The sequence below is a fragment of the Enterobacter sp. UPMP2052 genome (assembly GCF_053709675.1).
Genome location: NZ_JBSKJR010000002.1, coordinates 54668 through 78609 on the forward strand (window position 1 = coordinate 54668; position 23942 = coordinate 78609).

General features: G+C 56.6%; 24 protein-coding genes. 17 read left to right on the forward strand and 7 right to left on the reverse strand.

Translation table 11 applies throughout. The features are described from left to right. The gene (ampH, locus tag ACWKX3_RS10410) at window positions 1-1167 is read right to left on the reverse strand and encodes a D-alanyl-D-alanine-carboxypeptidase/endopeptidase AmpH (protein WP_006176830.1); all 1167 of its coding nucleotides are present in this window, start codon (window positions 1165-1167) and stop codon (window positions 1-3) included. A gap of 354 nt (window positions 1168-1521) precedes the next feature. Here ampH and sbmA point away from each other — a divergent pair, with 354 nt between their 5' ends. Both sbmA and ACWKX3_RS10420 read left to right on the forward strand, forming a co-directional pair. Further along, entirely contained in the window at window positions 1522-2742 is a 1221-nt protein-coding gene (sbmA, locus tag ACWKX3_RS10415; RefSeq protein WP_006176831.1) for a peptide antibiotic transporter SbmA, read from the forward strand. A gap of 14 nt (window positions 2743-2756) precedes the next feature. Beyond that, complete coding sequence (locus ACWKX3_RS10420; protein ID WP_454541714.1) at window positions 2757-3854, forward strand: DUF1615 domain-containing protein; 1098 nt, start codon at window positions 2757-2759, stop codon at window positions 3852-3854. On the opposite strand, the gene ACWKX3_RS10425 is transcribed toward ACWKX3_RS10420, so the two are convergent. Then, window positions 3855-4157 (reverse strand): YaiY family protein, encoded by a 303-nt coding sequence (locus tag ACWKX3_RS10425; RefSeq protein ID WP_006176833.1) that lies wholly within the window; start codon window positions 4155-4157, stop codon window positions 3855-3857. It abuts the gene before it with no gap. 248 nt (window positions 4158-4405) lie between these two features. Between ACWKX3_RS10425 and ACWKX3_RS10430 the strand changes: the two genes are divergently transcribed. Continuing rightward, window positions 4406-4642: a DUF2754 family protein gene (locus ACWKX3_RS10430; RefSeq protein WP_006176835.1), complete on the forward strand. Its 237-nt coding sequence runs from the start codon at window positions 4406-4408 to the stop codon at window positions 4640-4642. Here ACWKX3_RS10430 and ddlA read toward each other — a convergent pair. Then, window positions 4639-5739 carry a D-alanine--D-alanine ligase gene (gene ddlA / locus ACWKX3_RS10435; protein ID WP_454541715.1) on the reverse strand — a complete coding sequence of 367 codons (1101 nt, stop codon included), beginning with the start codon at window positions 5737-5739 and terminating at the stop codon, window positions 4639-4641. The genes ACWKX3_RS10430 and ddlA overlap by 4 nt on opposite strands. A gap of 132 nt (window positions 5740-5871) precedes the next feature. Here ddlA and ACWKX3_RS10440 point away from each other — a divergent pair, with 132 nt between their 5' ends. The 6 genes from ACWKX3_RS10440 (at window position 5872) to adrA (ending at window position 11513) form a co-directional block, all read left to right on the forward strand. Further along, window positions 5872-6525 carry an extensin-like domain-containing protein gene (locus ACWKX3_RS10440; RefSeq protein ID WP_006176837.1) on the forward strand — a complete coding sequence of 218 codons (654 nt, stop codon included), beginning with the start codon at window positions 5872-5874 and terminating at the stop codon, window positions 6523-6525. Between the two features lie 169 nt (window positions 6526-6694). Next, window positions 6695-7921 carry a multidrug efflux MFS transporter gene (locus ACWKX3_RS10445; RefSeq protein ID WP_368747299.1) on the forward strand — a complete coding sequence of 409 codons (1227 nt, stop codon included), beginning with the start codon at window positions 6695-6697 and terminating at the stop codon, window positions 7919-7921. A 199-nt stretch (window positions 7922-8120) separates the two neighbouring features. Beyond that, a complete protein-coding gene (gene iraP / locus ACWKX3_RS10450) occupies window positions 8121-8381 on the forward strand; it encodes an anti-adapter protein IraP (protein ID WP_006176840.1) in 261 nt (86 codons plus the stop codon). Window positions 8382-8479: 98 nt separating this feature from the next. Then, window positions 8480-9895, forward strand: a complete 1416-nt coding sequence (gene phoA / locus ACWKX3_RS10455) for an alkaline phosphatase (RefSeq protein WP_368747263.1) — start codon at window positions 8480-8482, stop codon at window positions 9893-9895. Window positions 9896-9986: 91 nt separating this feature from the next. Then, a complete protein-coding gene (psiF, locus tag ACWKX3_RS10460) occupies window positions 9987-10307 on the forward strand; it encodes a phosphate starvation-inducible protein PsiF (protein ID WP_006176842.1) in 321 nt (106 codons plus the stop codon). A 102-nt stretch (window positions 10308-10409) separates the two neighbouring features. Continuing rightward, the gene (adrA, locus tag ACWKX3_RS10465) at window positions 10410-11513 is read left to right on the forward strand and encodes a diguanylate cyclase AdrA (protein ID WP_400442916.1); all 1104 of its coding nucleotides are present in this window, start codon (window positions 10410-10412) and stop codon (window positions 11511-11513) included. 16 nt (window positions 11514-11529) lie between these two features. On the opposite strand, the gene proC is transcribed toward adrA, so the two are convergent. Next, window positions 11530-12339 (reverse strand): pyrroline-5-carboxylate reductase, encoded by an 810-nt coding sequence (proC, locus tag ACWKX3_RS10470; protein WP_088207864.1) that lies wholly within the window; start codon window positions 12337-12339, stop codon window positions 11530-11532. A 95-nt stretch (window positions 12340-12434) separates the two neighbouring features. Between proC and ACWKX3_RS10475 the strand changes: the two genes are divergently transcribed. The 5 genes from ACWKX3_RS10475 (at window position 12435) to ppnP (ending at window position 15071) form a co-directional block, all read left to right on the forward strand. Continuing rightward, window positions 12435-12896 carry a YaiI/YqxD family protein gene (locus ACWKX3_RS10475; RefSeq protein ID WP_058609316.1) on the forward strand — a complete coding sequence of 154 codons (462 nt, stop codon included), beginning with the start codon at window positions 12435-12437 and terminating at the stop codon, window positions 12894-12896. Window positions 12897-13037: 141 nt separating this feature from the next. Then, the gene (gene aroL / locus ACWKX3_RS10480) at window positions 13038-13562 is read left to right on the forward strand and encodes a shikimate kinase AroL (RefSeq protein WP_400442918.1); all 525 of its coding nucleotides are present in this window, start codon (window positions 13038-13040) and stop codon (window positions 13560-13562) included. A gap of 44 nt (window positions 13563-13606) precedes the next feature. Further along, complete coding sequence (gene yaiA / locus ACWKX3_RS10485; protein ID WP_006176847.1) at window positions 13607-13798, forward strand: protein YaiA; 192 nt, start codon at window positions 13607-13609, stop codon at window positions 13796-13798. 236 nt (window positions 13799-14034) lie between these two features. Continuing rightward, complete coding sequence (locus ACWKX3_RS10490; RefSeq protein WP_042320780.1) at window positions 14035-14712, forward strand: AroM family protein; 678 nt, start codon at window positions 14035-14037, stop codon at window positions 14710-14712. Window positions 14713-14783: 71 nt separating this feature from the next. After that, window positions 14784-15071 carry a pyrimidine/purine nucleoside phosphorylase gene (ppnP, locus tag ACWKX3_RS10495; RefSeq protein ID WP_006176849.1) on the forward strand — a complete coding sequence of 96 codons (288 nt, stop codon included), beginning with the start codon at window positions 14784-14786 and terminating at the stop codon, window positions 15069-15071. 45 nt (window positions 15072-15116) lie between these two features. Here ppnP and rdgC read toward each other — a convergent pair whose 3' ends face one another. Then, complete coding sequence (gene rdgC, locus ACWKX3_RS10500) at window positions 15117-16031, reverse strand: recombination-associated protein RdgC (protein WP_006176850.1); 915 nt, start codon at window positions 16029-16031, stop codon at window positions 15117-15119. Window positions 16032-16154: 123 nt separating this feature from the next. On the opposite strand from rdgC, the gene mak reads away from it, so the two are divergent. After that, window positions 16155-17060 (forward strand): fructokinase, encoded by a 906-nt coding sequence (gene mak, locus ACWKX3_RS10505; RefSeq protein WP_454541716.1) that lies wholly within the window; start codon window positions 16155-16157, stop codon window positions 17058-17060. A 106-nt stretch (window positions 17061-17166) separates the two neighbouring features. Here the strand turns inward: mak and sbcC are convergent, their stop codons facing one another. Together sbcC and sbcD are read right to left on the reverse strand one after the other, a co-directional pair. Further along, a complete protein-coding gene (gene sbcC / locus ACWKX3_RS10510) occupies window positions 17167-20298 on the reverse strand; it encodes an exonuclease subunit SbcC (protein ID WP_454541717.1) in 3132 nt (1043 codons plus the stop codon). Further along, on the reverse strand, window positions 20295-21500 hold the full coding sequence (gene sbcD / locus ACWKX3_RS10515; protein WP_454541718.1) for an exonuclease subunit SbcD: 1206 nt from the start codon (window positions 21498-21500) through the stop codon (window positions 20295-20297). The genes sbcC and sbcD overlap by 4 nt, the downstream gene beginning before the upstream one ends. A 185-nt stretch (window positions 21501-21685) precedes the next feature. On the opposite strand from sbcD, the gene phoB reads away from it, so the two are divergent. Beyond that, entirely contained in the window at window positions 21686-22375 is a 690-nt protein-coding gene (gene phoB, locus ACWKX3_RS10520; RefSeq protein ID WP_006176854.1) for a phosphate response regulator transcription factor PhoB, read from the forward strand. A 21-nt stretch (window positions 22376-22396) separates the two neighbouring features. After that, on the forward strand, window positions 22397-23692 hold the full coding sequence (gene phoR, locus ACWKX3_RS10525) for a phosphate regulon sensor histidine kinase PhoR (RefSeq protein WP_454541719.1): 1296 nt from the start codon (window positions 22397-22399) through the stop codon (window positions 23690-23692). Window positions 23693-23942: the final 250 nt, after the last annotated feature.

The following is a 23942-nucleotide window of genomic DNA, read 5'->3' on the forward strand; positions in this document are numbered from 1 at the left end:
TCAGTTAGACGCAGTAAGTACCTGCGCTTTGTTGGCGCTCAATTCAGCCACTAAATTATTGATACCATCACTCATATTGACGAACCGCGTGTTCGGAGAGCGGGTGACCACCACAAAAGCGCCAACGTTGGATTGCGGGATCATCGCCATATAGGTAATGAACCCGCCACCGCCGCCCGTTTTTTGAATAATACCGGGACGACCGTCTTTCGGCGCCATATAGACCCAACCCATTCCAAGCGCATCGGCTTTACCCGGCACGTCCATACCGATCACGCGGTGCAGCTGTGCACGCTTATACATCAGCGTCTGCATACGGTCAGCCTGGCTGCTGCGCGAGTAGAAATCAGAAGAGAGGAACTGCTGCATCCAGCGCATCATGTCCCCCGGTGTGGAATAAACCCCGCCGCTACCGATTGCCGCCAGCGTGTTATTACACGGACTGGCACCTTTCTCGGCGACCATCAGGCGACCGCACTGGTCAGGAGAGGGGGTAAAGGTGGTGTCCTTCATGCCCAACGGACGCGTTATCTGCTCTTCAAACAGCTGCGTATACGGTTTGCCCGAGGCCGTGGATAACGCATCGGCAAGAAGATCAAACGCAAGGTTAGAATAAGACGCCTGTGACCCCGGCGCGGCTTTCAGCGTCGCGGTGCTCAGGTAATTCCAGCGTTGTTCACGGGTAGGCCAGACGAATACAGGACGATGGGGGGCACCGCCCGGCTGTTCACGCGGAAGCGCACTGGTATGGGTAGCCAGGTTGACCAGCGTAATCGGCGCACCCTGATACGTCGGCACGCGCGCGCCGGGTGGCGCATATTTGCTGAGCGGATCGTCGAGCTTCACCACGCCCTGATCGAGCAGTTTCACCAGCAATTCGCTGGTCATCAGCTTGGTCAGGGATGCAATGCGGATCACGGAATCGAGTTGCGGGTGGACGTTATTGCCCGGACGCGTTTCGCCAAAGCTGCGAAACACGCGCTGGTTACCGTCGATAACCACCATCGCCATACCCGTTGCACCGCTGCCGTAGTAGATCAGATTCGCATAGCGATCGGCAATATCAGAGGCCAGAACAGGCGCCGTCAGCGGCTGGACTGCCTGAGCGTGAGCGGTGGACAGCGTTAGCGCACACAGCGCGGCAAGAGTAAGCAGACAACGTTTCAACGAAAAGCATCCATGAAGTGAATTAATACGGTAATGGGTATTTATACTACTAAACGACACGGCGCAATGACCCGAATAGCATAACCATAGCGAGAAAAACGTAACCATGGGTAAATAAGCGCAATTTTACTGCGGCGCGTCTCCCATTTTGTGACGTCAGGCTTATGATAGTGGCCGGTCAGAGGGGGCGGGGTTTGAAACGCACCGAAACAATTCTCGTCAACGCCGATGCGAACTAATATTCACCCGTTGGGTCTGACCATTTTGCCTCCGCTATGAGATGGGCGCAGGCAAGGTTTTCGTGTGGTGATTTACTGAACGTAGCAACAGCCATAACAACAAGAAGGAAGCATCATGTTTAAGTCTTTTTTCCCAAAGCCGGGGCCGTTTTTTTTGTCGGCATTTATTTGGGCAATTCTTGCCGTCATTTTTTGGCAGGCAGGCGGCGGCGCATGGCTGTCGCATCTGATCGGCGCAACGAAGGACGTGCCGATTAGCGCCGCGCGATTCTGGTCGCTGAGCTATCTGCTTTTTTATGCCTATTACGCGCTCTGCGTCGGCATTTTCGCGCTGTTCTGGTTTATCTATTCGCCGCACCGCTGGCAGTACTGGTCGATTCTCGGCACCGCGCTCATCATCTTTGTGACCTGGTTTCTGGTTGAGGTGGGCGTGGCGGTTAACGCCTGGTATGCCCCGTTCTACGATCTCATCCAGACCGCGCTCAGCTCGCCGCACAAGGTCTCGATAAACCAGTTCTATCACGAGGTGGGGATCTTCCTCGGCATTGCCCTGATTGCGGTCATTATTGGCGTCATGAACAACTTCTTCGTCAGCCACTACGTTTTCCGCTGGCGTACCGCGATGAACGAACACTATATGGCGCACTGGCAGCACCTGCGCCATATCGAAGGTGCCGCGCAGCGTGTGCAGGAAGACACCATGCGTTTTGCCTCTACGCTGGAAGATATGGGCGTGAGCTTTATCAACGCCATTATGACCCTGATTGCCTTCCTGCCGGTGCTGGTCACCCTCTCGGCGCACGTTCCGGACCTGCCGATTGTCGGCCATCTGCCGTACGGGCTGGTGATTGCGGCGATCGTCTGGTCGCTGATGGGAACGGGCCTGCTGGCGGTCGTCGGGATCAAGCTGCCGGGCCTGGAGTTTAAAAACCAGCGCGTAGAAGCGGCCTACCGTAAAGAGCTGGTGTATGGCGAAGATGATGCCAATCGCGCGTCGCCGCCTACCGTGCGCGAGCTTTTTGGTGCGGTGCGCAGAAACTACTTCCGCCTCTATTTCCACTATATGTATTTCAATATCGCCCGTATTCTTTACCTGCAGGTCGATAATGTTTTCGGTTTGTTCCTGCTGTTCCCGTCAATCGTAGCGGGTACGATAACGCTCGGTCTGATGACGCAGATCACCAACGTTTTCGGTCAGGTACGCGGTTCGTTCCAGTATTTGATCAGCTCATGGACTACGCTGGTGGAGCTGATGTCCATTTATAAACGTTTACGCAGCTTCGAACGCGAGCTGGACGATAAAGAACTGCAGGACGTTACCCCTACTTTAGGTTAATACAGGAAGTTGCTATGCCATTTGCCGTATCGCGTGCGTTACCGCTGTCCTTACTCGCTGCCTTCGTGCTGGCGGGTTGTGCTGAGAAAGGGGCCGAGCCGCTCAAGAAAGGCGAGAAGCCCGTGGATGTGGCGAGCGTGGTGCGGCAAAAAATGCCTGCCAGCGTGAAGGATCGCAATCAGTGGGCTGATGCGCTGGCAAAAACCTTTGAGAGCCAGAAGATCGCCCCCACCGAGGCGAATATCTGCTCGGTGCTGGCGGTTGCGCAGCAGGAGTCGATGTACCAGTCAGACCCGGCAGTGCCCGGGCTGAACAAAATTGCCTGGAAAGAGATCGACCGGCGCGCCGAATCGATGCATATCCCGGTGTTCCTGGTCCATACCGCCCTCAAAATCACCTCGCCGAACGGCAAAAGCTACAGCGAGCGGCTGGATACGGTCAAAACCGAGAAGCAGCTGAGCGCTATCTTTGATGATTTCATCAATATGGTGCCGATGGGCCAGACGCTGTTTGGCTCGCTTAACCCGGTGCATACCGGCGGGCCGATGCAGGTCAGCATTGCGTTTGCGGAAAAACATACCGATGGATACCCGTGGAAAATCGACGGTACGGTGCGTCAGGAAGTGTTCTCCCTGCGGGGCGGGCTGTGGTTTGGCACCTATCATCTGCTGAACTATCCCGCGAACTATGACGAACCGCTCTATCGCTTCGCGGACTTTAACGCGGGCTGGTACGCCAGCCGCAACGCGGCTTTCCAGAATGCGGTGAGCCGTGCAAGCGGCGTTAAGCTGGCGCTGGACGGCGACCTTATCGCCTACGGCAGCAGCGAAGCCGGAACCACGGAGCGGGCGGTGCGCAAGCTCTCCGCCAGGCTGGGCATGAGCGACAGCGACATTCGTCGTCAGCTGGAAAAGGGTGACAGCCTGGCGTTTGAGAAAACCGAACTCTATCAGCAGGTCTTTGCATTGGCCGAGCGGAAAAGTGGGAAAGCTTTACCAAGAGCTATGCTGCCGGGCATTCAGCTTGAAAGCCCGAAGATCACGCGTAACCTCACGACGGCCTGGTTTGCCAAACGTGTGGACGATCGACGGGCGCGCTGTATGGGGCTGTAATCAGTGACGATGACGCCAGCGGATGACGAGTGCGATTGCGCCCAACACCATGCAACCCGTGAGGAAGGGGATAAGCCCAAAAACGGTGCTTACGCCAAAGCCGATCTCTACGCGCGGGCGTCCGCTGTCCTGAACCTGCATCAGATGTTCATACACGCCTGGCGCATGGACCAGCATATTCAATAGCTGCGATCCGGCCCAGAAGCAGAACAGCACGAAGAGCGCGTAAGCGATATTACCCGGCGTTGAGGTTTTTGGTTGTTTACCGCCAAAAATCGGTTTCGACAATGTAAAATCAGCCATAACGACCTCCCACAATATCACCCAGTTCAGAAATAGGTCTTACAAGGTGAGTTTGACAGGTCATAACATTTGTCAATATCAGAATCGTGGTAATTTACGCCAGGGAATCCTCCTGGATTGATGAATTCTGCAGCGCATCACAGATTTATGACTTAGGTGAAATTTGCGCTCGTTTCAGAATTTCCGCATCCGCCACAGACCTGGCCGCAAAACTGTGAGAGGATGATATTTTTCCTGCCGGAGCTGCCATGAAACTCACTTCTAAACTACGCCGTGACTGGCACTACTATGCCTTTGCGATTGGGCTGATCTTTATTCTTAACGGTGTGGTGGGCCTGCTCGGGTTCGAGGCGAAAGGCTGGCAAACCTATGCGGTCGGGCTGGTGACGTGGGTGATCGGTTTCTGGCTGGCGGGGTTGATTATCCGCCGCCGTCCGGAAGAGACGACAGCGGAAGAGGCGGAAACGGCAAAGCGGATCGATTAACCGTTTACCGAGCTTTTAAGAGCGCTGTCGGCCGCGTGACGCTCCAGCGCCAGTTCCAGCAGACGAGTAATCAGGTCCGGATAGCTAAGCCCGCTGGCCTGCCATAACTTCGGATACATGCTGATGTTGGTAAAGCCCGGCAGCGTGTTGATTTCGTTAATCACCACGTCATTCTCTGGGGTGAGAAATACGTCGACGCGCGCCATACCGCTGCAACCCAGCGCCTGATAGGCTTCAACGGCGATCGCGCGGATCTTATCGTTGATGGCCGGATCGAGATCCGCCGGGACCACCACCTGCGCGCCTTGGTCATCAATGTATTTGGTGTCGTAAGAGTAAAAGTCACTGTTTAACACCACTTCGCCGCAGGTGCTGGCCTGCGGGAAATCATTGCCCAGCACGGCGCATTCGATTTCACGGCCTTTAATTCCCTGCTCAACCACCACCTTATGGTCAAATTCAAATGCCAGGCGAACCGCTTCGGTATACTGGGTTTCGCTGGACACTTTACTCACGCCAACGGAAGAGCCCTGATTTGCCGGCTTAACGAACAGCGGCAGGCCCAGTTGGGTCGAGAGTTGGGCAAAGGTATAGCTTTCGCGATTAGCGCGCGTCAGGGTGACAAACGGCGCAATATTCAGTCCGGCATCGCGCAGCAGCCGCTTGGTCATATCTTTATCCATGCAGGCGGCGGAACCGAGTACGTCAGAGCCGACAAACGGCAGATTAGCCATGCGCAGCATGCCCTGCAGCGAGCCATCTTCGCCCAGCGTGCCGTGCACAATCGGGAATACCACGTCAATCTGGGCCAGCGCCTGCGCGTTTCCGGCATTGATAAATTGTCCCTGAACGACGCCAGGTACGGTAGCAACGCTGATTTCAGAAGGGTTTAAGGCGATGTGCGCCGGATCGTCAGCATTTAACAGATACTGGCTGGCATCGTTAACGTGCCACTGGCCCTGTTTATCAATGCCCAGCAGCACCACGTCGAAGCGGTTTTTATCAATTGCGTCGACGATATTTTTGGCCGATTGCAATGAAACCTCGTGCTCTGCTGATTTTCCCCCAAAGACAATACCTACGCGCTGCTTTGCCATTTCACTCTCTTCCAGTCTGACGAAAAGCCCATAACATACCACGATGCCCGGCGGGTTTCGCGGCCTTCTGCCATAATGTTTTAACCCGCGTCAGGAGGATATGTGAAAGGCATAAAATGGCTGATTTGTATCATGATTGTGGCTGCTGTGACGGTGGGCTACCGCTGGTTGCCGTCATGGTACAACCCGTTTGCGCCTCTTACTCTTGACGATCCGCCGGGCAAGATAACCCAGTTTAAACTGCGCCGTTTAACGCCCGAGGCCTGCGAGAATTTGTTATCGGAGGCCAACGACAGAAAGCTCATCCGCTCGCAGCCGGTTGCCGACAGTGCGGGAGAGTGCCCTCTCAGCAACGTTGTGCGCGTGCGCAGCTTTGGCCCGGTCAGCCTGAGCGGCAGCTTTTTAGCCAGCTGTCCGCTGGCGCTCAGCTCCGCGTTATTCGTTAGTCAGCAGGCTCGCCCGCTCACGAAACAGTTTATGGGCGCAGAGCTGACACGCATCGATCATCTGGGAAGCTTCGCCTGCCGCAATATCTATCATCGTGCGGACGCGCGACGCAGCGAGCACGCCACGGCCGACGCGCTGGATATCAGCGCGTTTCGTCTGGCAGATGGCCAGCGGGTGACCATCCTCAGCGGGTGGCGTTCAGCCCGTACCCAGCCCTGGCTTAAGGCGCTGCTGGCGGCAAGCTGCGGCTACTATGGCAATGGCCTCGGCCCGGAATATAACGCCGCCCACGCCAACCATTTTCATCTTGGAATGCGCGGGTACGGACTCTGCCGTTGAAGCATAATCCTCCGCCAAAAACGGTATGATTTGTGACTTGTTTCACAAATATGATGACTGGGAAGATAAAACACCAAAGTCGATCGGGCCGCATCTCTCGCGCTACGTGACCTGGCGTAACTTGCTAATCTACAGGCGAATTCGCCTAAAAATGAAGACTGCCTCTGTTATGGAATCGTGGAAAGTTAACCTTATATCGGTCTGGTTCGGCTGCTTTTTTACCGGGCTTGCCATTAGCCAGATCCTGCCGTTCCTGCCGCTGTACGTTGCCCAACTCGGGGTTTCATCCCATGAAGCCCTGTCGATGTGGTCAGGCCTGACGTTTAGCGTCACCTTTCTGGTCTCCGCGATTGTCTCGCCCATGTGGGGCAGCCTGGCGGATCGCAAAGGGCGTAAGCTCATGCTGCTGCGCGCCTCGCTGGGGATGGCAATCGCTATTCTGCTGCAGGCCTTTGCCACCAACGTCTGGCAGCTGTTTATTCTGCGCGCGATTATGGGGCTCACCTCCGGCTATATCCCTAACGCGATGGCGCTGGTGGCCTCGCAGGTCCCGCGCGAACGCAGCGGGTGGGCGCTGAGCACGCTGTCTACCGCACAGATAAGCGGCGTGATTGGCGGGCCGCTGATGGGGGGCTTTCTGGCGGACCACGTTGGCCTGCGCGCGGTCTTCTTTATTACCGCCATTTTGCTGGTGGTCAGTTTTCTGGTTACGCTGTTTCTCATCAAAGAGGGCGGGCGTCCGGTTGTCAGTAAAGCTGAGCGCCTGAGCGGCAAGGCGGTCTTTGCGTCGCTTCCCTATCCGGGGCTGATGATTAGCCTCTTCGTCACCACCATGGTGATCCAGCTGTGTAACGGCTCCGTCGGGCCGATCCTGGCGCTGTTTATCAAATCGATGGCACCAGACAGTAACAACATCGCTTTTCTCAGTGGGATGATTGCGGCCGTACCGGGCGTCTCTGCGCTGATCTCCGCGCCGCGCCTCGGGAAACTGGGAGACAGGATCGGCACGGCGCGCATTTTGATGGCGACGCTCATCTTTGCGGTCGTGCTGTTTTTTGCCATGTCGTTCGTCACCTCGCCGTTCCAGCTCGGCGTGCTGCGATTCCTGCTCGGGTTTGCCGATGGGGCCATGCTCCCGGCGGTGCAGACGCTGCTGGTGAAATATTCCAGTGACCAGGTCACCGGGCGTATTTTTGGATACAACCAGTCGTTTATGTATTTGGGCAACGTGGCCGGCCCGCTTATCGGGGCGTCAGTTTCCGCGATGGCCGGGTTCCGGTGGGTTTTCGCCGCCACGGCTGTTGTGGTGCTGCTGAATATTATTCAGCTCGCTATTGCCATGCGTCGCCGCAGACAAATTGCCGAGGCAAAGTCAGCACGATTATCAAAAGGATGATGTATTATATATTCTTATGTGCGCTGCGTTTATTTATAACTAAATGCAGCATCTTTTTTATAGAAAAACGTTTCGCTGCGCGTTCCCTCTCTCTATTTTGGCAGCGACATCACTTTTGCATAAGATAATACTTTTCTCCTCTTTGCATTATTCAATGACAATGCTAATTTCAGGGAAAATCCCATAAGGAAATAGCACGATGAAAAATCTCATTGCTGAGTTGTTGGTGAAGCTTGCCGAAAAGGAAGAAGAGTCAAAAGAGCTGGTCGCCCAGGTCGAGGCGCTGGAAATTGTGGTCACGGCGCTGCTACGGCATATGGCGAAACAGGAGCAACAGGCCCTGATAGACAGCATTGAGGGGGCGCTTGAGAAAGCTAAGCCAGACCTGCAGGTTCCGGCCCAGGATGCCGAAATGCTCCAGCAATACGTAAAGAAGCTTTTAAGGCATCCTCGCAGCTAAACGATTTCAGGGCCTGAGCCAGTGTCATTGAATTGTCATGCAGGATGCCTATAGTCGCTCTGTTTTATTTTTATGTATTTTTACATGGAGAAAATAAATTGAAACAGAGCGCACTTTTCATCGCATTACTTCCCCTGTTAATTACCCCCGCTATTCATGCCGATACCCTCAATACTCAGGTGCTGGATAATCGTGCGGCTCAGGGCGATATCACCCAACCCGGCGGAGCACGCCGCCTCTCAGAAGATCAGACTGCCGCTATTCGCGCATCGGTCAATGACAGGCCCGCCAAAAATATTATTCTGCTGATTGGCGACGGCATGGGCGATTCTGAAATTACTGCCGCGCGTAATTATGCCGAAGGGGCAGGTGGATTTTTTAAAGGCATCGATGCCTTACCCTTGACCGGGCAATATACCCACTACGCGCTGGATAAAAAAACCGGCAAACCCGATTACGTGACAGATTCTGCGGCCTCCGCAACGGCATGGTCAACCGGTGTGAAAACTTACAATGGCGCGCTGGGCGTGGATATCCACGAAAAAAATCATCAAACCATTCTTGAGATGGCCAAAGCGGCAGGTCTGGCAACGGGCAACGTTTCAACCGCAGAGCTGCAGGATGCGACCCCGGCGGCGCTGGTTTCCCATGTCACCTCGCGGAAATGCTATGGCCCGTCCGTGACCAGCGAGAAATGCCCGGGTAACGCGCTGGAAAAAGGCGGGAAAGGCTCGATTACCGAACAACTGCTGAACGCGCGTCCAGACGTGACGCTGGGCGGCGGTGCGAAAACCTTCGCAGAAACCGCGACGGCAGGCGAGTGGCAGGGTAAAACCCTGCGCGAGCAGGCGCAGGCGCGCGGCTACCAGATAGTCAGCGATGCGGCCTCACTGGACGGGATCGCCGAGGCGAATCAGGATAAACCGCTGCTGGGCCTCTTCTCTGAAGGGAATATGCCGGTGCGCTGGGAAGGGCCGAAAGCCTCTTACCACGGCAACATCGACAAACCTGCCGTGACCTGCACGCCCAACCCAAAACGCAATGACAGCGTGCCGACCCTGGCGGCAATGACGGACAAAGCCATCTCGCTGCTGAGCAAAAATGAAAAAGGCTTCTTCCTTCAGGTAGAAGGTGCGTCAATTGATAAACAGGATCACGCGGCCAACCCGTGCGGCCAGATTGGCGAAACGGTCGATCTCGACGAGGCGGTGCAGAAGGCGCTGGCGTTCGCGAAGAAAGACGGTAACACCCTGGTGGTGGTCACCGCTGACCACGCGCATGCCAGCCAGATTATCCCGTCAGACGCTAAAGCACCGGGTCTGACCCAGGCGCTGAACACCAAAGACGGCGCGGTGATGGTGATGAGCTACGGCAACGCTGAAGAAGAGTCAATGGAGCATACCGGCACCCAGCTGCGCATTGCGGCCTACGGCCCGCATGCGGCCAACGTGGTAGGGCTGACTGACCAGACGGATCTCTTCTACACCATGAAAGCGGCGCTTGGCTTGAAATAACGGTTTTTCCCGGCGGAAATGCGATCCGCCGGGTGGTTTTTTCTGCACCACGAACCAGACTTAAAGGGTGATTTCACAAAAGGATGGTGCAATGAAAACAACAATACTGATTACGCTACTCTCCGGCGTGTTCCTGATGGCTTCAGCGAACGCGGCAGAAAAAACCTTAACGCCTCAGCAGCAGCGCATGACCACCTGCAACCAGCAGGCGACAGCGCAAACCCTCAAAGGGGATGCGCGTAAAACCTACATGAGCGACTGCCTTAAAAACGGCGCTTCAAAGCCGGGCGAGAAAAGCCTGACGCCGCAGCAGCAAAAGATGCGTGAATGCAGCGCCCAGGCAACGCAGCAAATGCTTAAGGGCGAGGATCGCAGCAAATTTATGAGTGCCTGCCTGAAGAAACAGGTGTAGTGCAAACGGGTGAGGCACGGTCGTGCCTCACCCGAAATTTCATACTTCCCCCGTACACCCCCTCTCTATAATTTGGGAAATTGTTTCAGACTATTCCCAAAAATGATCAATGATGAAATTTTTTACACTAAAGAGAGCGTTCAGGAAGAGTGGCATCAGGATCTTTTTCAGGATGACTCACACCGTTCCGGCCTCCTGTTTGCCCGGCGGGTGCGGCTGGCGCGAACCGTGGGGCTGGCGGCGATGTTTTTCCCGATTGCGGGCGTGCTGGTCAGCCATTTTCTGCCCGGCGGCTGGTGGCTACTGCTGGTCGGCTGGGCGTTTATCTGGCCGCACCTGGCCTGGCAGCTCGCCTTCCGCTCCGCCGCGCCTTACCGCCGGGAAGTCTACAACCTGAAGGTGGACGCCATTATCGCCGGGGTCTGGATTGGCCTGATGGGGATCGGTGCGTTGCCGTCTGCCGCGCTGTTCATGATGATCGGCATGAATATGATGGGGGCGGGCGGCTTTCGCCTGTTCTTAACCGGCACGATCCTGGCCGTGCTCTCAGCGCTGATCACCTTACACCTGACCGGCAACATCGTAACCTTCGCGCCCGGCGGGCTGGAGTGGGGGCTGACGCTGCCGGTGCTGATCCTCTATCCCATGCTCTTCGCCTGGGTCAGCCACCAGACGGCAATTCGCCTAGCTGAACATAAGCGGCGGCTGGAACTCATGAGCAGCCGTGACGGCATGACCGGCGTTTACAATCGCCGCCACTGGGAAAATCTCCTGCGAAATGAGTACGAGCAGTGCCGCCGCAGCCATCGGGAAGCGACCATCCTGCTGATCGATATCGATCACTTTAAGAGCATTAACGACACCTGGGGGCACGACGTGGGCGATGAGGCCATTATTGCTATCACCCGCCAGCTTCAGATGTCGCTGCGCGCGGGCGATTTTATTGGCCGCTTCGGTGGGGATGAGTTTGCGGTGATTATGTCCGGCACGCCTGCGGAGAGTGCGATTGCGGCGATGTCGCGCGTTCATGAGCGTCTGAATCACATGACGTTACCCCGGGCGCCAGGCGTGCGGTTACGGATAAGCGTCGGCGTTGCGCCGTGGAGGACGCAGTTTGGGCACTATCGCGAATGGCTGAAAGCCGCTGATGTTGCCCTTTATAAGGCGAAAAACGCCGGGCGCGGCCGCACTGAAGTCGCCGCCTGACGCCCGGCACTGCGGATCAGGATTTACTGAGCGCCTCTGATTTTTCCATGCATTTTTCCATCGCCTCGATGACAGCCGAGCGGAACCCACGATCCTCGAGCACGCGTACGGCTTCAATGGTGGTGCCGCCCGGTGAACAGACCATATCTTTCAGCTCACCCGGATGTTTGCCGGTCTCCAGCACCATTTTGGCAGACCCCATCACCGCCTGTGCGGCAAATTTATAGGCCTGCGCGCGCGGCATCCCGCCCAGCACGGCAGCATCCGCCATCGCCTCGATAAACATAAACACGTAGGCGGGTGCAGAGCCACTTACGCCCACCACCGGGTGGATCATGGCCTCATTAATGACCTCCGCCTCACCGAAGCAGCGGAAAATATTGAGCACATCGGCAATGTCTTCAGAGGTGACCAGCGCGTTCGGGGTCACGGACGTCATACCAGCATTGACCAGCGAAGGGGTGTTCGGCATGGCGCGGACAATTTTGCGGTCATGTCCCAGCGCACGCGCCAGCTGGTCGAGCGTCACGCCCGCGGCAATCGAGACCACCAGCGTCTCTTTATTCAGGCTGGAGGTGACGTCGCTCAGGACCTTAATCATGATGTTGGGTTTGACTGCACCGAAGACGATGTCCGCCACCTGGGCCACTTCCTGAGCGCTTTCCGCCGCATTAACGCCATACTCATCGCGCAGCGCCGCGACTTTATCCGGTGATGGGGTATAGACCCAAATCTGCCCCGGCAGAACCTGTCCACTGGCGATAAGACCGCCCAGAATCGCTTTGCCCATATTGCCGCAGCCGATAAACCCGATTTTCTTATCCATCACGTTTCTCCGTTATTATGCGTTGTCGTCTCTGATGGATAGCTTAACAACGAAATGCAGGCGACAATAGTCACAGATCAACAAGGGGAGACAATATGGCGATTTGGGTTGATGCGGACGCGTGTCCGAATGTGATTAAAGAGATTTTATTCCGCGCGGCCGACCGCGTGCAGATGCAGCTGACGCTGGTGGCGAACCAGAATATCCGCGTACCGCCGTCGAAGTTTATCCGTTCCCTGCGTGTGCCGGCGGGGTTTGACGTGGCAGACAACGAAATTGTGCGCCTGTGCAGCGCCGAGGATTTAGTGATCACGGCGGATATTCCGCTGGCCGCAGAAGTGCTGGAGAAAGGCGCGGCGGCGCTGAATCCGCGCGGCGAACGCTACTCGCCTGCGACCATCCGCGAAAAACTTACCATGCGTGATTTTATGGATACGATGCGTGCCAGCGGTGTGCAAACCGGTGGGCCAGACAGCTTATCGCAACGTGACCGCCAGCAGTTTGCCGCAGAGCTGGATAAATGGCTGCTCGAGGTGAAGCGCCGCACGGCGAAATAAGAACCCTTCTTAAATTGTGGTACAGTGTGGCCTCCACAGGGTTGTCATTCCGTACCGCTTTGCAGTAAAGTAAACGCAACATCTTCTGCAATAATTTCTTTACAGTCTTCAGCCATCCGGCTTCAAGGGGAACACCTGGTCATGAACCCACCCATCTTTTTAGTTGGCCCCCGCGGCTGTGGGAAAACCACCGTTGGTCTTGAACTGGCGCGGATCAATCACAGTCAGTTTGTCGACACCGATCACTGGCTACAGACGCAGGTCGGGAAAACCATCGCGGAGATCGTCGACGAAGAGGGCTGGGAGAGTTTTCGCGCACGCGAAACGGCAACCCTCGAAGCGGTAACGGCACCTTCCACCGTTGTGGCTACCGGCGGCGGGATCATTCTGGCACCTTATAATCGTCAGTTTATGCACGAGAACGGGATCGTAATCTATCTGTGCGCCCCGGTATCCACGCTGGTGGCCAGACTGGAAGCCTTTCCGGAAGAGGGGCAACGCCCGACGCTCACCGGCAAGCCGATCAGCGAAGAGGTAAGCGAGGTGCTGGCGGAGCGTGATGCGCTCTATCGCGAAGCGGCACACCACGTGGTTGATGCCTCTGCTGCCCCTGAAGAGGTAGTAATTCAGATAATTACCGCCCTGCGTTTGGCTTGCGCCAGCTAGCCGCCGTCTATACTCATAGTTCAGACAGTCAAAAAGGATGAACTATGCCAACCAGACCCCCTTATCCGCGTGAAGCCCGTATTGTTACCGTCGAAAAAGGTAACGGCGATCAAACCGTTACCTGGTACCAGCTGCGTGCTGACCACCCGAAACCAGACTCGCTGATCAGCGAACATGAAACTGAACAGGAAGCGCGGGACGCCAAACGGCGTTACGAAGATCCTGAAAAGACCTGACAAATTCCTAAATTCGCTACAACTGTGTTGATATCACACTTTTAACTCGGCGTTGTTGTTAAGCAGGAGTTAATATTTAGTTATTACAGGCGCTTTCGGAAAGGCCATGGGATCTTTACACTTCGGTCTGAAGATCAGCTGCTACGCTTTTGTGCTGGTAAAGTGCAACAGAAGGCGCGCAGCGTAGTGAGCCTGTGCCTGTGTCAACGCAGTGGTAGTGAATGAAGGCGAAAAAAATGAAGGCAACATTGGCGATCCTCACTATTGGGGTGGTTCCCGTAAGCGAAGTGTTACCGCTCTTAACCGAGCATATCTCTGAACAACAGATTGTCCATCTGAGCCTGTTGGGTAAGATCAGTCGGGAAGAGGTCATGGAAGACTACGCTATTGAACCGGGGGAGGATGCCCTGCCGACATTGTTAAGTGACGGTGAAATAGCGCACGTCTCGCGACAAAAAATTGAGCGCGCCCTGCAGGGCGTCATTGAAGTCCTTGATAATCAAAATTATGACGTCATCCTGCTGATGAGCACCGCCCCCATTACTGGCCTGGTGGCACGTAATGCAATCCTCCTTGAACCGATGCGTATTATCCCGCCGCTGGTTGCCTCTATTGTTGACGGTCATCAGGTGGGCGTTATCGTCCCTATCGAAGAGCTGCTCGATAACCAGGCCAATAAATGGAAGGTACTGGCGAAAACCCCGCACTACGCGCTGGCCAATCCGTTCTGGGATAGCGAGACGAAACTGATTGCCGCGGGCCGTGAGCTGATAGAAAAGGGGGCTGACGTTCTGATGCTGGATTGTCTGGGTTTCCACCAGCGGCATCGTGATTTACTGCAGAAAGCACTGGATGTGCCGGTGCTCCTGTCCAACGTGCTGGTTGCCCGCCTGGCCTCTGAACTGCTGGTCTGATGATTTTGCGTGACAGGCGATGAGCCTGGCCCCTATAGTGAATTTTTATCAATAAATATAAGGGCCAGCCCATGCTTCAAAGTAATGAATACTTTTCCGGTAAAGTGAAATCCATTGGTTTTACCAGCAGCAGTACTGGCCGTGCCAGTGTCGGCGTGATGGCTGAAGGAGAATACACCTTTGGTACCGCAGAAGCGGAAGAGATGACGGTTGTCAGCGGCGCGCTGAACGTCTTGCTGCCGGGCGAGACAGAGTGGAAAGTGTTTGCCGCGGGCCAGGTTTTCAACGTGCCGGGCCACAGCGAGTTTCACTTGCAGGTGGCTGAACCGACCTCTTATCTGTGCCGCTACCTGAAATAAAGTTAAGCCGGGTAGCGCTCACGCGTGCCCGGCCTGTGTTTTACCTTAGCGTTGCGCTTCTCCGCCAAGGCCTTCCACCAGACTCTGAATCAGCGCCGCCAGCTCGCCTGTCATCAGGATAAAGTCTGCGTCAAAGCGCTGGGCGAAATCTTCCCTGTCGATATCTTCATTCTGATCGCGTAGCTCATCGCAGAACTTCAGACGCTTCACGGAGCCGTCGTCGCACATCACAAACTGAATGCGCTGCTGCCAGTCGAGCGCCAGTTTCGTGACCACTTTGCCTGCTTCAATGTGCACCGCAATCTCGTCGCTCACCAGGTCCTGCTTTTTGGCACGGATCACGCCGCCATCTTCCAGCAGCGCTTTCAGCTCGGCTTCATCCAGGATCTGGAAGCCCTGCGCGGCACTGCCGCTACGCACCCATTCGGTCAGGGTCAGCTCAATCGGCGTTTCCAGCGCCAGCGGCACCACCGGCAGCGAGCCGAGGCTTTTACGCAGCAGAGCCAGCGTATCTTCAGCTTTTTTGGCGCTGGCGCAGTCCACCATGATCAGCCCGTTGACGGTGTCGATCCACATCATGGTCTGGCTAAAGCGGCTGAAGGCGCGCGGCAGCAGCGAGTGCAGCACCTCATCCTTCAGGGAATCTTTTTCGGTCTTTTTCAGCTTACGGCCCTGTTCGGCTTCCAGCTTGAAAATCTTCGCTTCGAGCGCCTGCTTCACCACCGGCGTCGGCAGGATTTTTTCCTCTTTACGGGCGCAGACGATGATTTGGCCCGTGCTGCTGGCGTGGGTCAAGGCATCGCTTTGTGAACCCATTGGCGGAACCCAGCCGGTTTTCGCCATATCCTGGCTACCGCAAGGGGAAAAGGTATAAGCGGCTAACTGTTTTTCCATCTCTTCTGCACGCAGCGAAACGTCGCGGCTGAGACGGTAAACCATCAAATTTTTGAACCACAGCATGATAATTTCCACGGCCTTGTCGTTAAATCAGCGGGCATGATAGCGAATTGTCGCATCGCTTGCATTGCTAATCGGGTAGACCGCTTCTACTCTGTTGATAATCAAAATAAAGAGGAGTGTCCTGTGCGTATTGGGATCGATTTGGGCGGCACCAAAACAGAAGTTATCGCGCTGAGCGAGCAGGGGGAGCAGCTGTTTCGCCACCGTCTGCCGACGCCGCGTGATGACTATCATCAAACCATCGAGACAATCGCGAGCCTGATTGAGATGGCCGAGCAGGCCACGGGGCAGCGCGGCACCGTGGGAATGGGCATCCCGGGATCGCTTTCGCCCTATAGCGGGGTGGTGAAAAACGCCAATTCCACCTGGCTCAACGGACAGCCTTTCGATAAAGACTTAAGTCAACGCCTGAACCGCGACGTGCGTCTGGCAAACGATGCCAACTGTCTGGCGGTGTCGGAGGCGATTGATGGCGCGGCAGCGGGCGCGCAGACCGTCTTTGCGGTCATTATTGGCACCGGCTGCGGCGCAGGCGTGGCGTTTGGCGGCCGCGCGCACATTGGCGGTAACGGCACGGCGGGCGAGTGGGGCCATAATCCGCTGCCCTGGATGGATGAAGACGAGCTGAAATACCGTGCTGAGGTTCCGTGCTACTGCGGCAAGCAGGGGTGCATTGAGACGTTTATCTCCGGGACCGGTTTTGCCACGGATTACCATCGCCTGAGCGGGCAGTCGCTCAAGGGCAATGCGATCATGCGGCTGGTTGAAGAGCAGGATCCGGTAGCGGAACTGGCGCTCAGTCGCTACGAAATGCGTCTGGCAAAATCGCTGGCGCACGTGGTGAATATCCTTGATCCTGACGTTATCGTCCTCCGCGGCGGCATGAGCAACGTTGATCGGCTGTACGCCACGGTGCCAAACCTGGTGAAGCAGTGGGTCTTCGGTGGAGAGTGCGAAACCCCCATCCGCAAAGCGGTGCACGGGGATTCCAGCGGCGTGCGCGGCGCAGCGTGGCTGTGGCCACAGTGAGATATTGGGTGGTGCGGCCCGTGGTGCGGCCCGCTCCCCCTCACCCCAGCCCTCTCCCTCGAGGGAGAGGGCTGGGGTGAGGGCATCAGACCGCACCACTGTACCCTCACCCCACCGCAAACACCTTATCCAGCCTGCTATAACCCAGTCCGTTAATTTTCTTCACTTTGATCTGCACCGGAATGCGCTCTTTCATCGCCTCGACATGGCTGATCACGCCAATGGTTTTCCCGGTGGCGTTCAGCGCGTCGAGCGCGTCCAGCGCGGTATCCAGCGTTTCGCTGTCGAGGGTGCCGAAGCCCTCGTCAAGGAACAGGGAATCAATGCGGGTTTTGTGGCTCACCAGGTCAGAAAGCGCCAGGGCCAGCGCCAGGCTGACCAGGAAGCTCTCTCCCCCGGAAAGGGTTCGCGTATCACGCACGGCATCGGCCTGCCAGGTATCGACCACTTCCAGCTCCAGGGCGTCGCTGGCCTTGCGCTGAAGCAGGTAGCGCCCGTGCAGCCGGTTAAGCTGCTGGTTGGCGAGCCACACCAGATTATCCAGCGTAAGGCCTTGCGCGAACTTACGGAATTTGTCGCCCGTACTGGAACCAATCAGCGCATTCAGGTATCCCCAGTCGTCGGCCAGGCGGGCGCTCTCTTCAATTTGCTGCATCAGCGCCTGCTGGTGCAGCCGGTTGTCGCTGTCCTGCTTAAGCTGCTGGCGGATTTCACCCTGGCGCGTCGTGTTTTCACGCAGTTTTTGCGCCAGCTGCGTCAGCGTCGCCTGCAGCGCAGGTGCATCGGCTTCCAGCCCTTGCGGGCGAAGCGTCTGATGTCCGGCAAGCTGCTGATTGGCCTGCCCGGCCAGCGCTGTGGCCTGCTGAAGCTGATTTTCACGCGTCTGCTTAAGCTGTTCAAGACGAAGGAGGGTATCCTCATCCAGCAGTGCGGCAAGGAACGCGTCGCGATCGGTGAAGCAGCTTGCGTCCAGCGCGGCGCTGAACTGGGCCTGAGAGTGCTGGAGCCGTTCGCGCTCCAGTGTCTCTTGCTGCTGAAGCGTGCTGAGCTGACTTTGCAGCGACACGCATTCGTCGTGGATCGCGCGCCAGTGTTCAGGAATCACCGCTTCGGCTTGTGCATCGTCGCCGACCGGCAGCGTATCCAGAATGGGCGTTAACGCGTTTATACGTTCCTGAATCGCACCGTGCTGGGTCTGTTTTTCCTGCCATTGAGCATATTCGGTTTCGCGTGCGCTGAGCCAGACGCTTTCAGCCCCGTCATCGGGCACGTTAAGCGACAGCGACTGGAGCGAGGATGCCAGCGCCTGACGCGTCGACGTCAGCTGCTGCTGGTACTGGCGCGCCTGTGCGTCCAGTTCATTGAGCTGGTTTTGCAGGGTCAGTCGCTGGCTGAGCTGATACAGCTGGCGTTCGTACTGCTCCTGCTCGCTCATCCACGGGGCGATATCATCCTGAATGTTCAGCGCTATGTTCAGGAAGGTGCAGACCTCCAGCCACTCTTTAGTGAGTGCTTGCTCTTCCTGAGAGAGCGCCTGAGCTTCTTCTGTCTCGCGCTGGATCTGTTGGGTCAGGGCATTTACCTGCCCGAGCACCAGCAACCCTTCGTCTTTTAGCGCGGCAACTTCTTTGGCTAACGCGTCACGACGCAGCTGATTGGCGCTCAGCTCCAGCGCCCGGTATTCCGTGACGGCCGGATGAGTGGTTGAACCGCAGAGCGGGCAAGGTTTGCCTGCCTGCAAATCTGCCCGCTCCGCCTCCAGTTTCTTGATGGTCTTTTCTTGTTCGCAAAGCGTAACGACATCCTGATAGTGCTGGTTTTTTTCTTTGTACTGCTGACGACGCAGGCTCAGGGTTTCGTTAAGTTTTACCTGCTCAGCCTGCGCTTTCTGCACGCTTTGCGCATTCTGGCGCAGCCGTTTTTGCAGTGGCTGATAGCGCGCGTGTAGCGCGGTCAGGCGCTGACGGAGCGCCCGTGACTGCGCCTGCTGCTCCATTGCCGTAGTGATGGCCTCAGCCGTCAGCGTCAGCGCGCTCTCCGGCATTTCAGCCAGCTTCTGGCGCAGTTCAGCAATGCGCGCCGATTGTGCCGCAAGCTGGCTTTTATCGCGATTCAGCTGCGCGAACTGCGCCCGCCAGCCAGCAATCTCTTGTCCCCACTGGCGAAAACGATCCTGTTCGCTCAGCCATTGCGCCAGAGCCGTATGCTCTGCCTGCAGCTGCTCCCGATGGCGAAGCGCGCCGTTGCGGATACGCGAGCGCAGCGCTGCTCTGTCGAGTAAGCGAGTGTTTACTTCAGCAATGACCTGGGTCGTCTGCGCCAGGCGGGTGGTTTGCTCCTGCTGGCGCTCCCACAGCGGGCGTAGCTGGGCGGCGGGGTGAGCCAGCTGGAGCTTTGCCAGCTCAGGCGCGGCATCGGTCAGTGCCTGCTGCGCCTGCTGCTGCGAAGCGGCGGCGCGCTGCTGTTCACGAATCAGCTCGTCGCTGCGCGTCAGCCACTGGAACGCTTTCTGGTGGCTTTGCTGCTCTGCCAGCAGGGTTTTCTCTTCGTCAGTAAGCACCTGCAAACTTTGCTGCAACTGCTGCTGTTGCTCTTCGCTTAACAGCACGACGCCCGCAGCCTGCGCTTCACACTTTTCCAGCGCGCTGCGGGCGGCTTTGTGCTTCTCAAACACCATGGCCGAAATCTGCCCGTAGATCTCGGTGCCGGTCAGCTCCTCCAGCAGCTCGGCGCGATCGCTCGGCTTAGCATTAAGAAACGCGGCGAATTGCCCCTGAGAGAGCAGCATTGAGCGGGTAAAGCGGCCATAGTCCAGCCCGGTGAGCGCGGCGGTTTGTTCCAGCTTATCCGTCACTTTATCGGCGAGAATTTTGCCGTCTTCGCAGCGCGCCAGTTCCACGCGCGGAGCCTGTAAGTTCCCGTCCGGCTGATTGCGCGCGCGGTTCTGGCTCCAGAACGCGCGGTAGGCGATGCCTTTGACCTCGAATTCCACCTCTGCCAGGCACTCGGCGGTGTCGCGCGTCATCAGGTCGTTTTGCGCCTGAGACACTTTTTGCAGGCGCGGCGTTTCGTGGTACAGCGCCAGACAAATAGCGTCGAGAAGGGTAGTTTTGCCTGCACCGGTAGCACCGGTAATGGCAAACAGCCCGTTGCTGGCGAAAGGCTCAGCGGTAAAATCGATTTTCCACTCGCCCTTGAGCGAGTTGAGGTTTTTCAGACGCAGGCTGAGAATTTTCATGCGCTTTCTTCCTCGTCATGCAGGGTGTGCAGAGTCTGAACAAACAGCTCGTTGAGCCTTGTGCGTTTGTCATCGTCCAGCTCTTCATGCGCAAGCCGCCGCTCGAAGACCTCTTCCACTCGGAGTTCGCTAAGCGTTTCGCGCCGGGCACCTGAGAGAAGTTTCTCGCGCTGCTCGCGGCTGCGGCGTACCAGCAACACTTCGACGGGAAGATCTTCCGTCAGCGCCTGAATTTTACGCTGCATATCGTGCAGGTAGTCGTCGGTGGTGATTTCGATATCCAGCCAGACGGGCGGGTTAAGCGCTGCGCCGCGCCACTGCTCAAGCTGGGCGGTAATGGCGGCCAGATCGCCCTTCAGGACCGCCAGCGGCTGGGTGACAGGGACTTCCAGCGGCTCAACGGCGCTGAGTTTGCCGTGGGTGAAGCTCACCAGATGCACGCATTTCGCCTTGCCCGTTTCGTCAAAACTGAGCGGAATGGGCGAGCCACAGTAGCGGATGTGTTCGCAGCCGCCAATCACCTGCGCGCGGTGAATGTGCCCAAGGGCGATGTAGTCGGCAGGCGGGAAGTTTTGCGCCGGGAAAGCGTCCAGGGTGCCGATATAGATCTCGCGAACCGCGTCACTTTTACTGGCTCCGACGGTGGTCAAATGGCCGGTGGCAATAACGGGAAGAGGTTGTTCACCGCGCAGGGTGCAGGCCTGTGCGTGTTGCTGGTGATAATAGTCGGTGATGGCCTGCAATAAATGCTTCTGCTTTTCGCTGCCGGAAAGGCCGGCCTGGCTTTGAACGATATCCCGCGGGCGTAAAAACGGGATTGGGCACAGCACTGCCCCCGGCGTGCCGTCGCGTTTGTTCAGGATCTGCGGCGCGTGCCCGGCACTCGCCACCACGGTCGTGTTGAGGAACGCCAAAATATCGCGGGATTCATTCAACGTGGCGACGGAGTCATGGTTGCCCGCGACAATCACCAGATGACAGCCGGTTTGCTGCAGGTTGACCACAAAGCGGTTATACAACTCGCGCGCATAGCTCGGCGGCTGTCCGGTATCAAAAATATCGCCTGCCACGATAATTGCGTCGACCTCCTGCAACCGGGCCGTCTCCAGCAGCCAGTTCAGAAACGCTTCATGTTCAGCGGCGCGGCTTTTGCTGTAAAAATTTTGACCCAGATGCCAGTCCGAGGTGTGAAGTATGCGCATATCAGATCCGTGGCGAAAAAAGATGGGGGGATTATAAACTTTCAGGGAACGGAAAATAACCGCTGTAATAAAACAACAGTTTGCCATTGATGATGGTAATGTTTTTCATAAATCTGTCATAAATCTGACGCATAATGGCGCCGAATTACAACATGTAACTTAAATAAGACAAAACAGGGCAAAGTATGGCGAGACGTATTCTGGTCGTAGAAGATGAAGCTCCGATTCGTGAAATGGTGTGCTTCGTGCTCGAACAAAACGGTTTCCAGCCGATTGAAGCGGAAGATTATGACAGCGCGGTGAATCAGCTGAATGAACCCTGGCCCGACTTGATCCTGCTGGACTGGATGCTGCCCGGCGGCTCCGGCCTGCAGTTTATCAAACACATTAAACGTGAAGCGATGACCCGCGATATTCCGGTGGTTATGCTGACGGCGCGCGGTGAAGAAGAGGATCGCGTTCGCGGTCTGGAAACCGGCGCGGATGATTACATTACCAAGCCGTTCTCCCCGAAGGAGCTGGTTGCCCGCATCAAAGCCGTGATGCGCCGTATTTCGCCGATGGCGGTGGAAGAGGTGATTGAGATGCAGGGCCTGAGCCTTGACCCGACCTCGCACCGCGTCATGACCGGCGAAAATCCTCTCGACATGGGGCCGACCGAATTTAAGCTCCTGCACTTCTTTATGACCCATCCGGAGCGCGTCTACAGCCGCGAACAGTTGCTGAATAACGTCTGGGGAACTAACGTCTATGTCGAAGACCGAACGGTTGACGTCCATATTCGCCGCCTGCGTAAAGCGCTGGAACTGAGCGGCCACGATCGCATGGTGCAGACGGTCCGCGGCACGGGTTATCGTTTTTCGACCCGTTTCTGAACAATGACAGGAGTGTGACGCGTGCTGGAACGTCTGTCATGGAAAAGGCTCGTCTTTGAACTGATCTTATGCTGTATTCCGGCCTTCATTCTGGGGGCTATTTTTGGCTATCTGCCGTGGTTTTTACTGGCCGCGGTGACCGGACTGCTGATCTGGCATTTCTGGAATCTGCTGCGCCTCTCCTGGTGGCTGTGGGTGGACAGAAGTATGACCCCTCCGCCGGGAAGCGGAAGCTGGGAGCCGCTGCTGTACGGCCTGCACCAGATGCAGATGCGTAATAAAAAGCGCCGCCGCGAGCTGGGCAGCCTGATAAAACGCTTTCGCAGCGGCGCAGAATCGCTTCCGGATGCGGTTATTTTAACCACCGAAGAGGGGACCATCTTCTGGTGTAACGGCCTGGCGCAACAGCTGCTCGGCCTGCGCTGGCCGGATGACAATGGCCAGAATATCCTTAACCTTCTGCGTTATCCCGAGTTCACGCTGTACCTCAAAAAGCGTGACTTTACCCGCCCGCACGATCTGAAGCTCAACAATGGCCGTCATCTTGAGATCCGCGTGATGCCCTACAGCGATCGGCAGTGGCTGATGGTGGCGCGCGACGTGACCCAGATGCACCAGCTGGAAGGGGCGCGCCGCAACTTCTTCGCCAACGTTAGCCACGAACTGCGCACGCCGCTGACGGTGCTGCAGGGCTATCTGGAGATGATGCAGGAGCAAACGCTGGAAGGAGCACCGCGCGAGAAAGCCCTGCACACCATGCGCGAGCAGACGCACCGGATGGAAGGGCTGGTGAAGCAGCTACTGACGCTCTCGAAAATCGAAGCGGCTCCGTCGCTGGCGCTCACTGACACCATTGACGTGCCGATGATGCTGCGCGTGGTGGAGCGTGAAGCACAGACGTTAAGCCATAAGAAACACACCTTCAACTTTGAGGTGGATAACAGCCTCAAAGTGCTCGGCAGCGAGGATGAACTGCGCAGCGCCATCTCCAACCTGGTCTATAACGCGGTGAACCACACGCCGGAGGGAACGCATATCGTAGTGCGCTGGCAGCCTACCCCGGCGGGGGCTGAGTTCAGCGTCGAGGATAACGGTCCGGGCATTGCGCCGGAGCACCTTCCGCGCCTGACCGAGCGTTTTTACCGTGTGGATAAAGCGCGCTCACGCCAGACCGGGGGCAGCGGTCTTGGACTGGCGATTGTGAAACATGCGGTGAATCACCACGAAAGCCGTCTTGATATTCAGAGTACGCCGGGCAAAGGAACCCGTTTCAGTTTCGTCATGCCGGAACGATTGATTGCCAAAAAGATCGCCTGACGGCGGGCGTGTCATTTTACCTTTCCACGGGTCAGCGTATGCTGGCCCGTTTGCTTTGCAGTCAAGCGAAACGCGGGTGAATATTATACGGCTGTTGTTTTTTTGTTCGCATGATTAGCCATGGGTTTTTCCTGAATATGGCGTATCGTGCTGCCTTGAATTTCTATGCTGGTATATTGTTCTGGTTTTACGATCCCTCCTTGCCTTTAAACGTTATAAGCGTTTAAATTGCCCCCCATATACTGTCAGA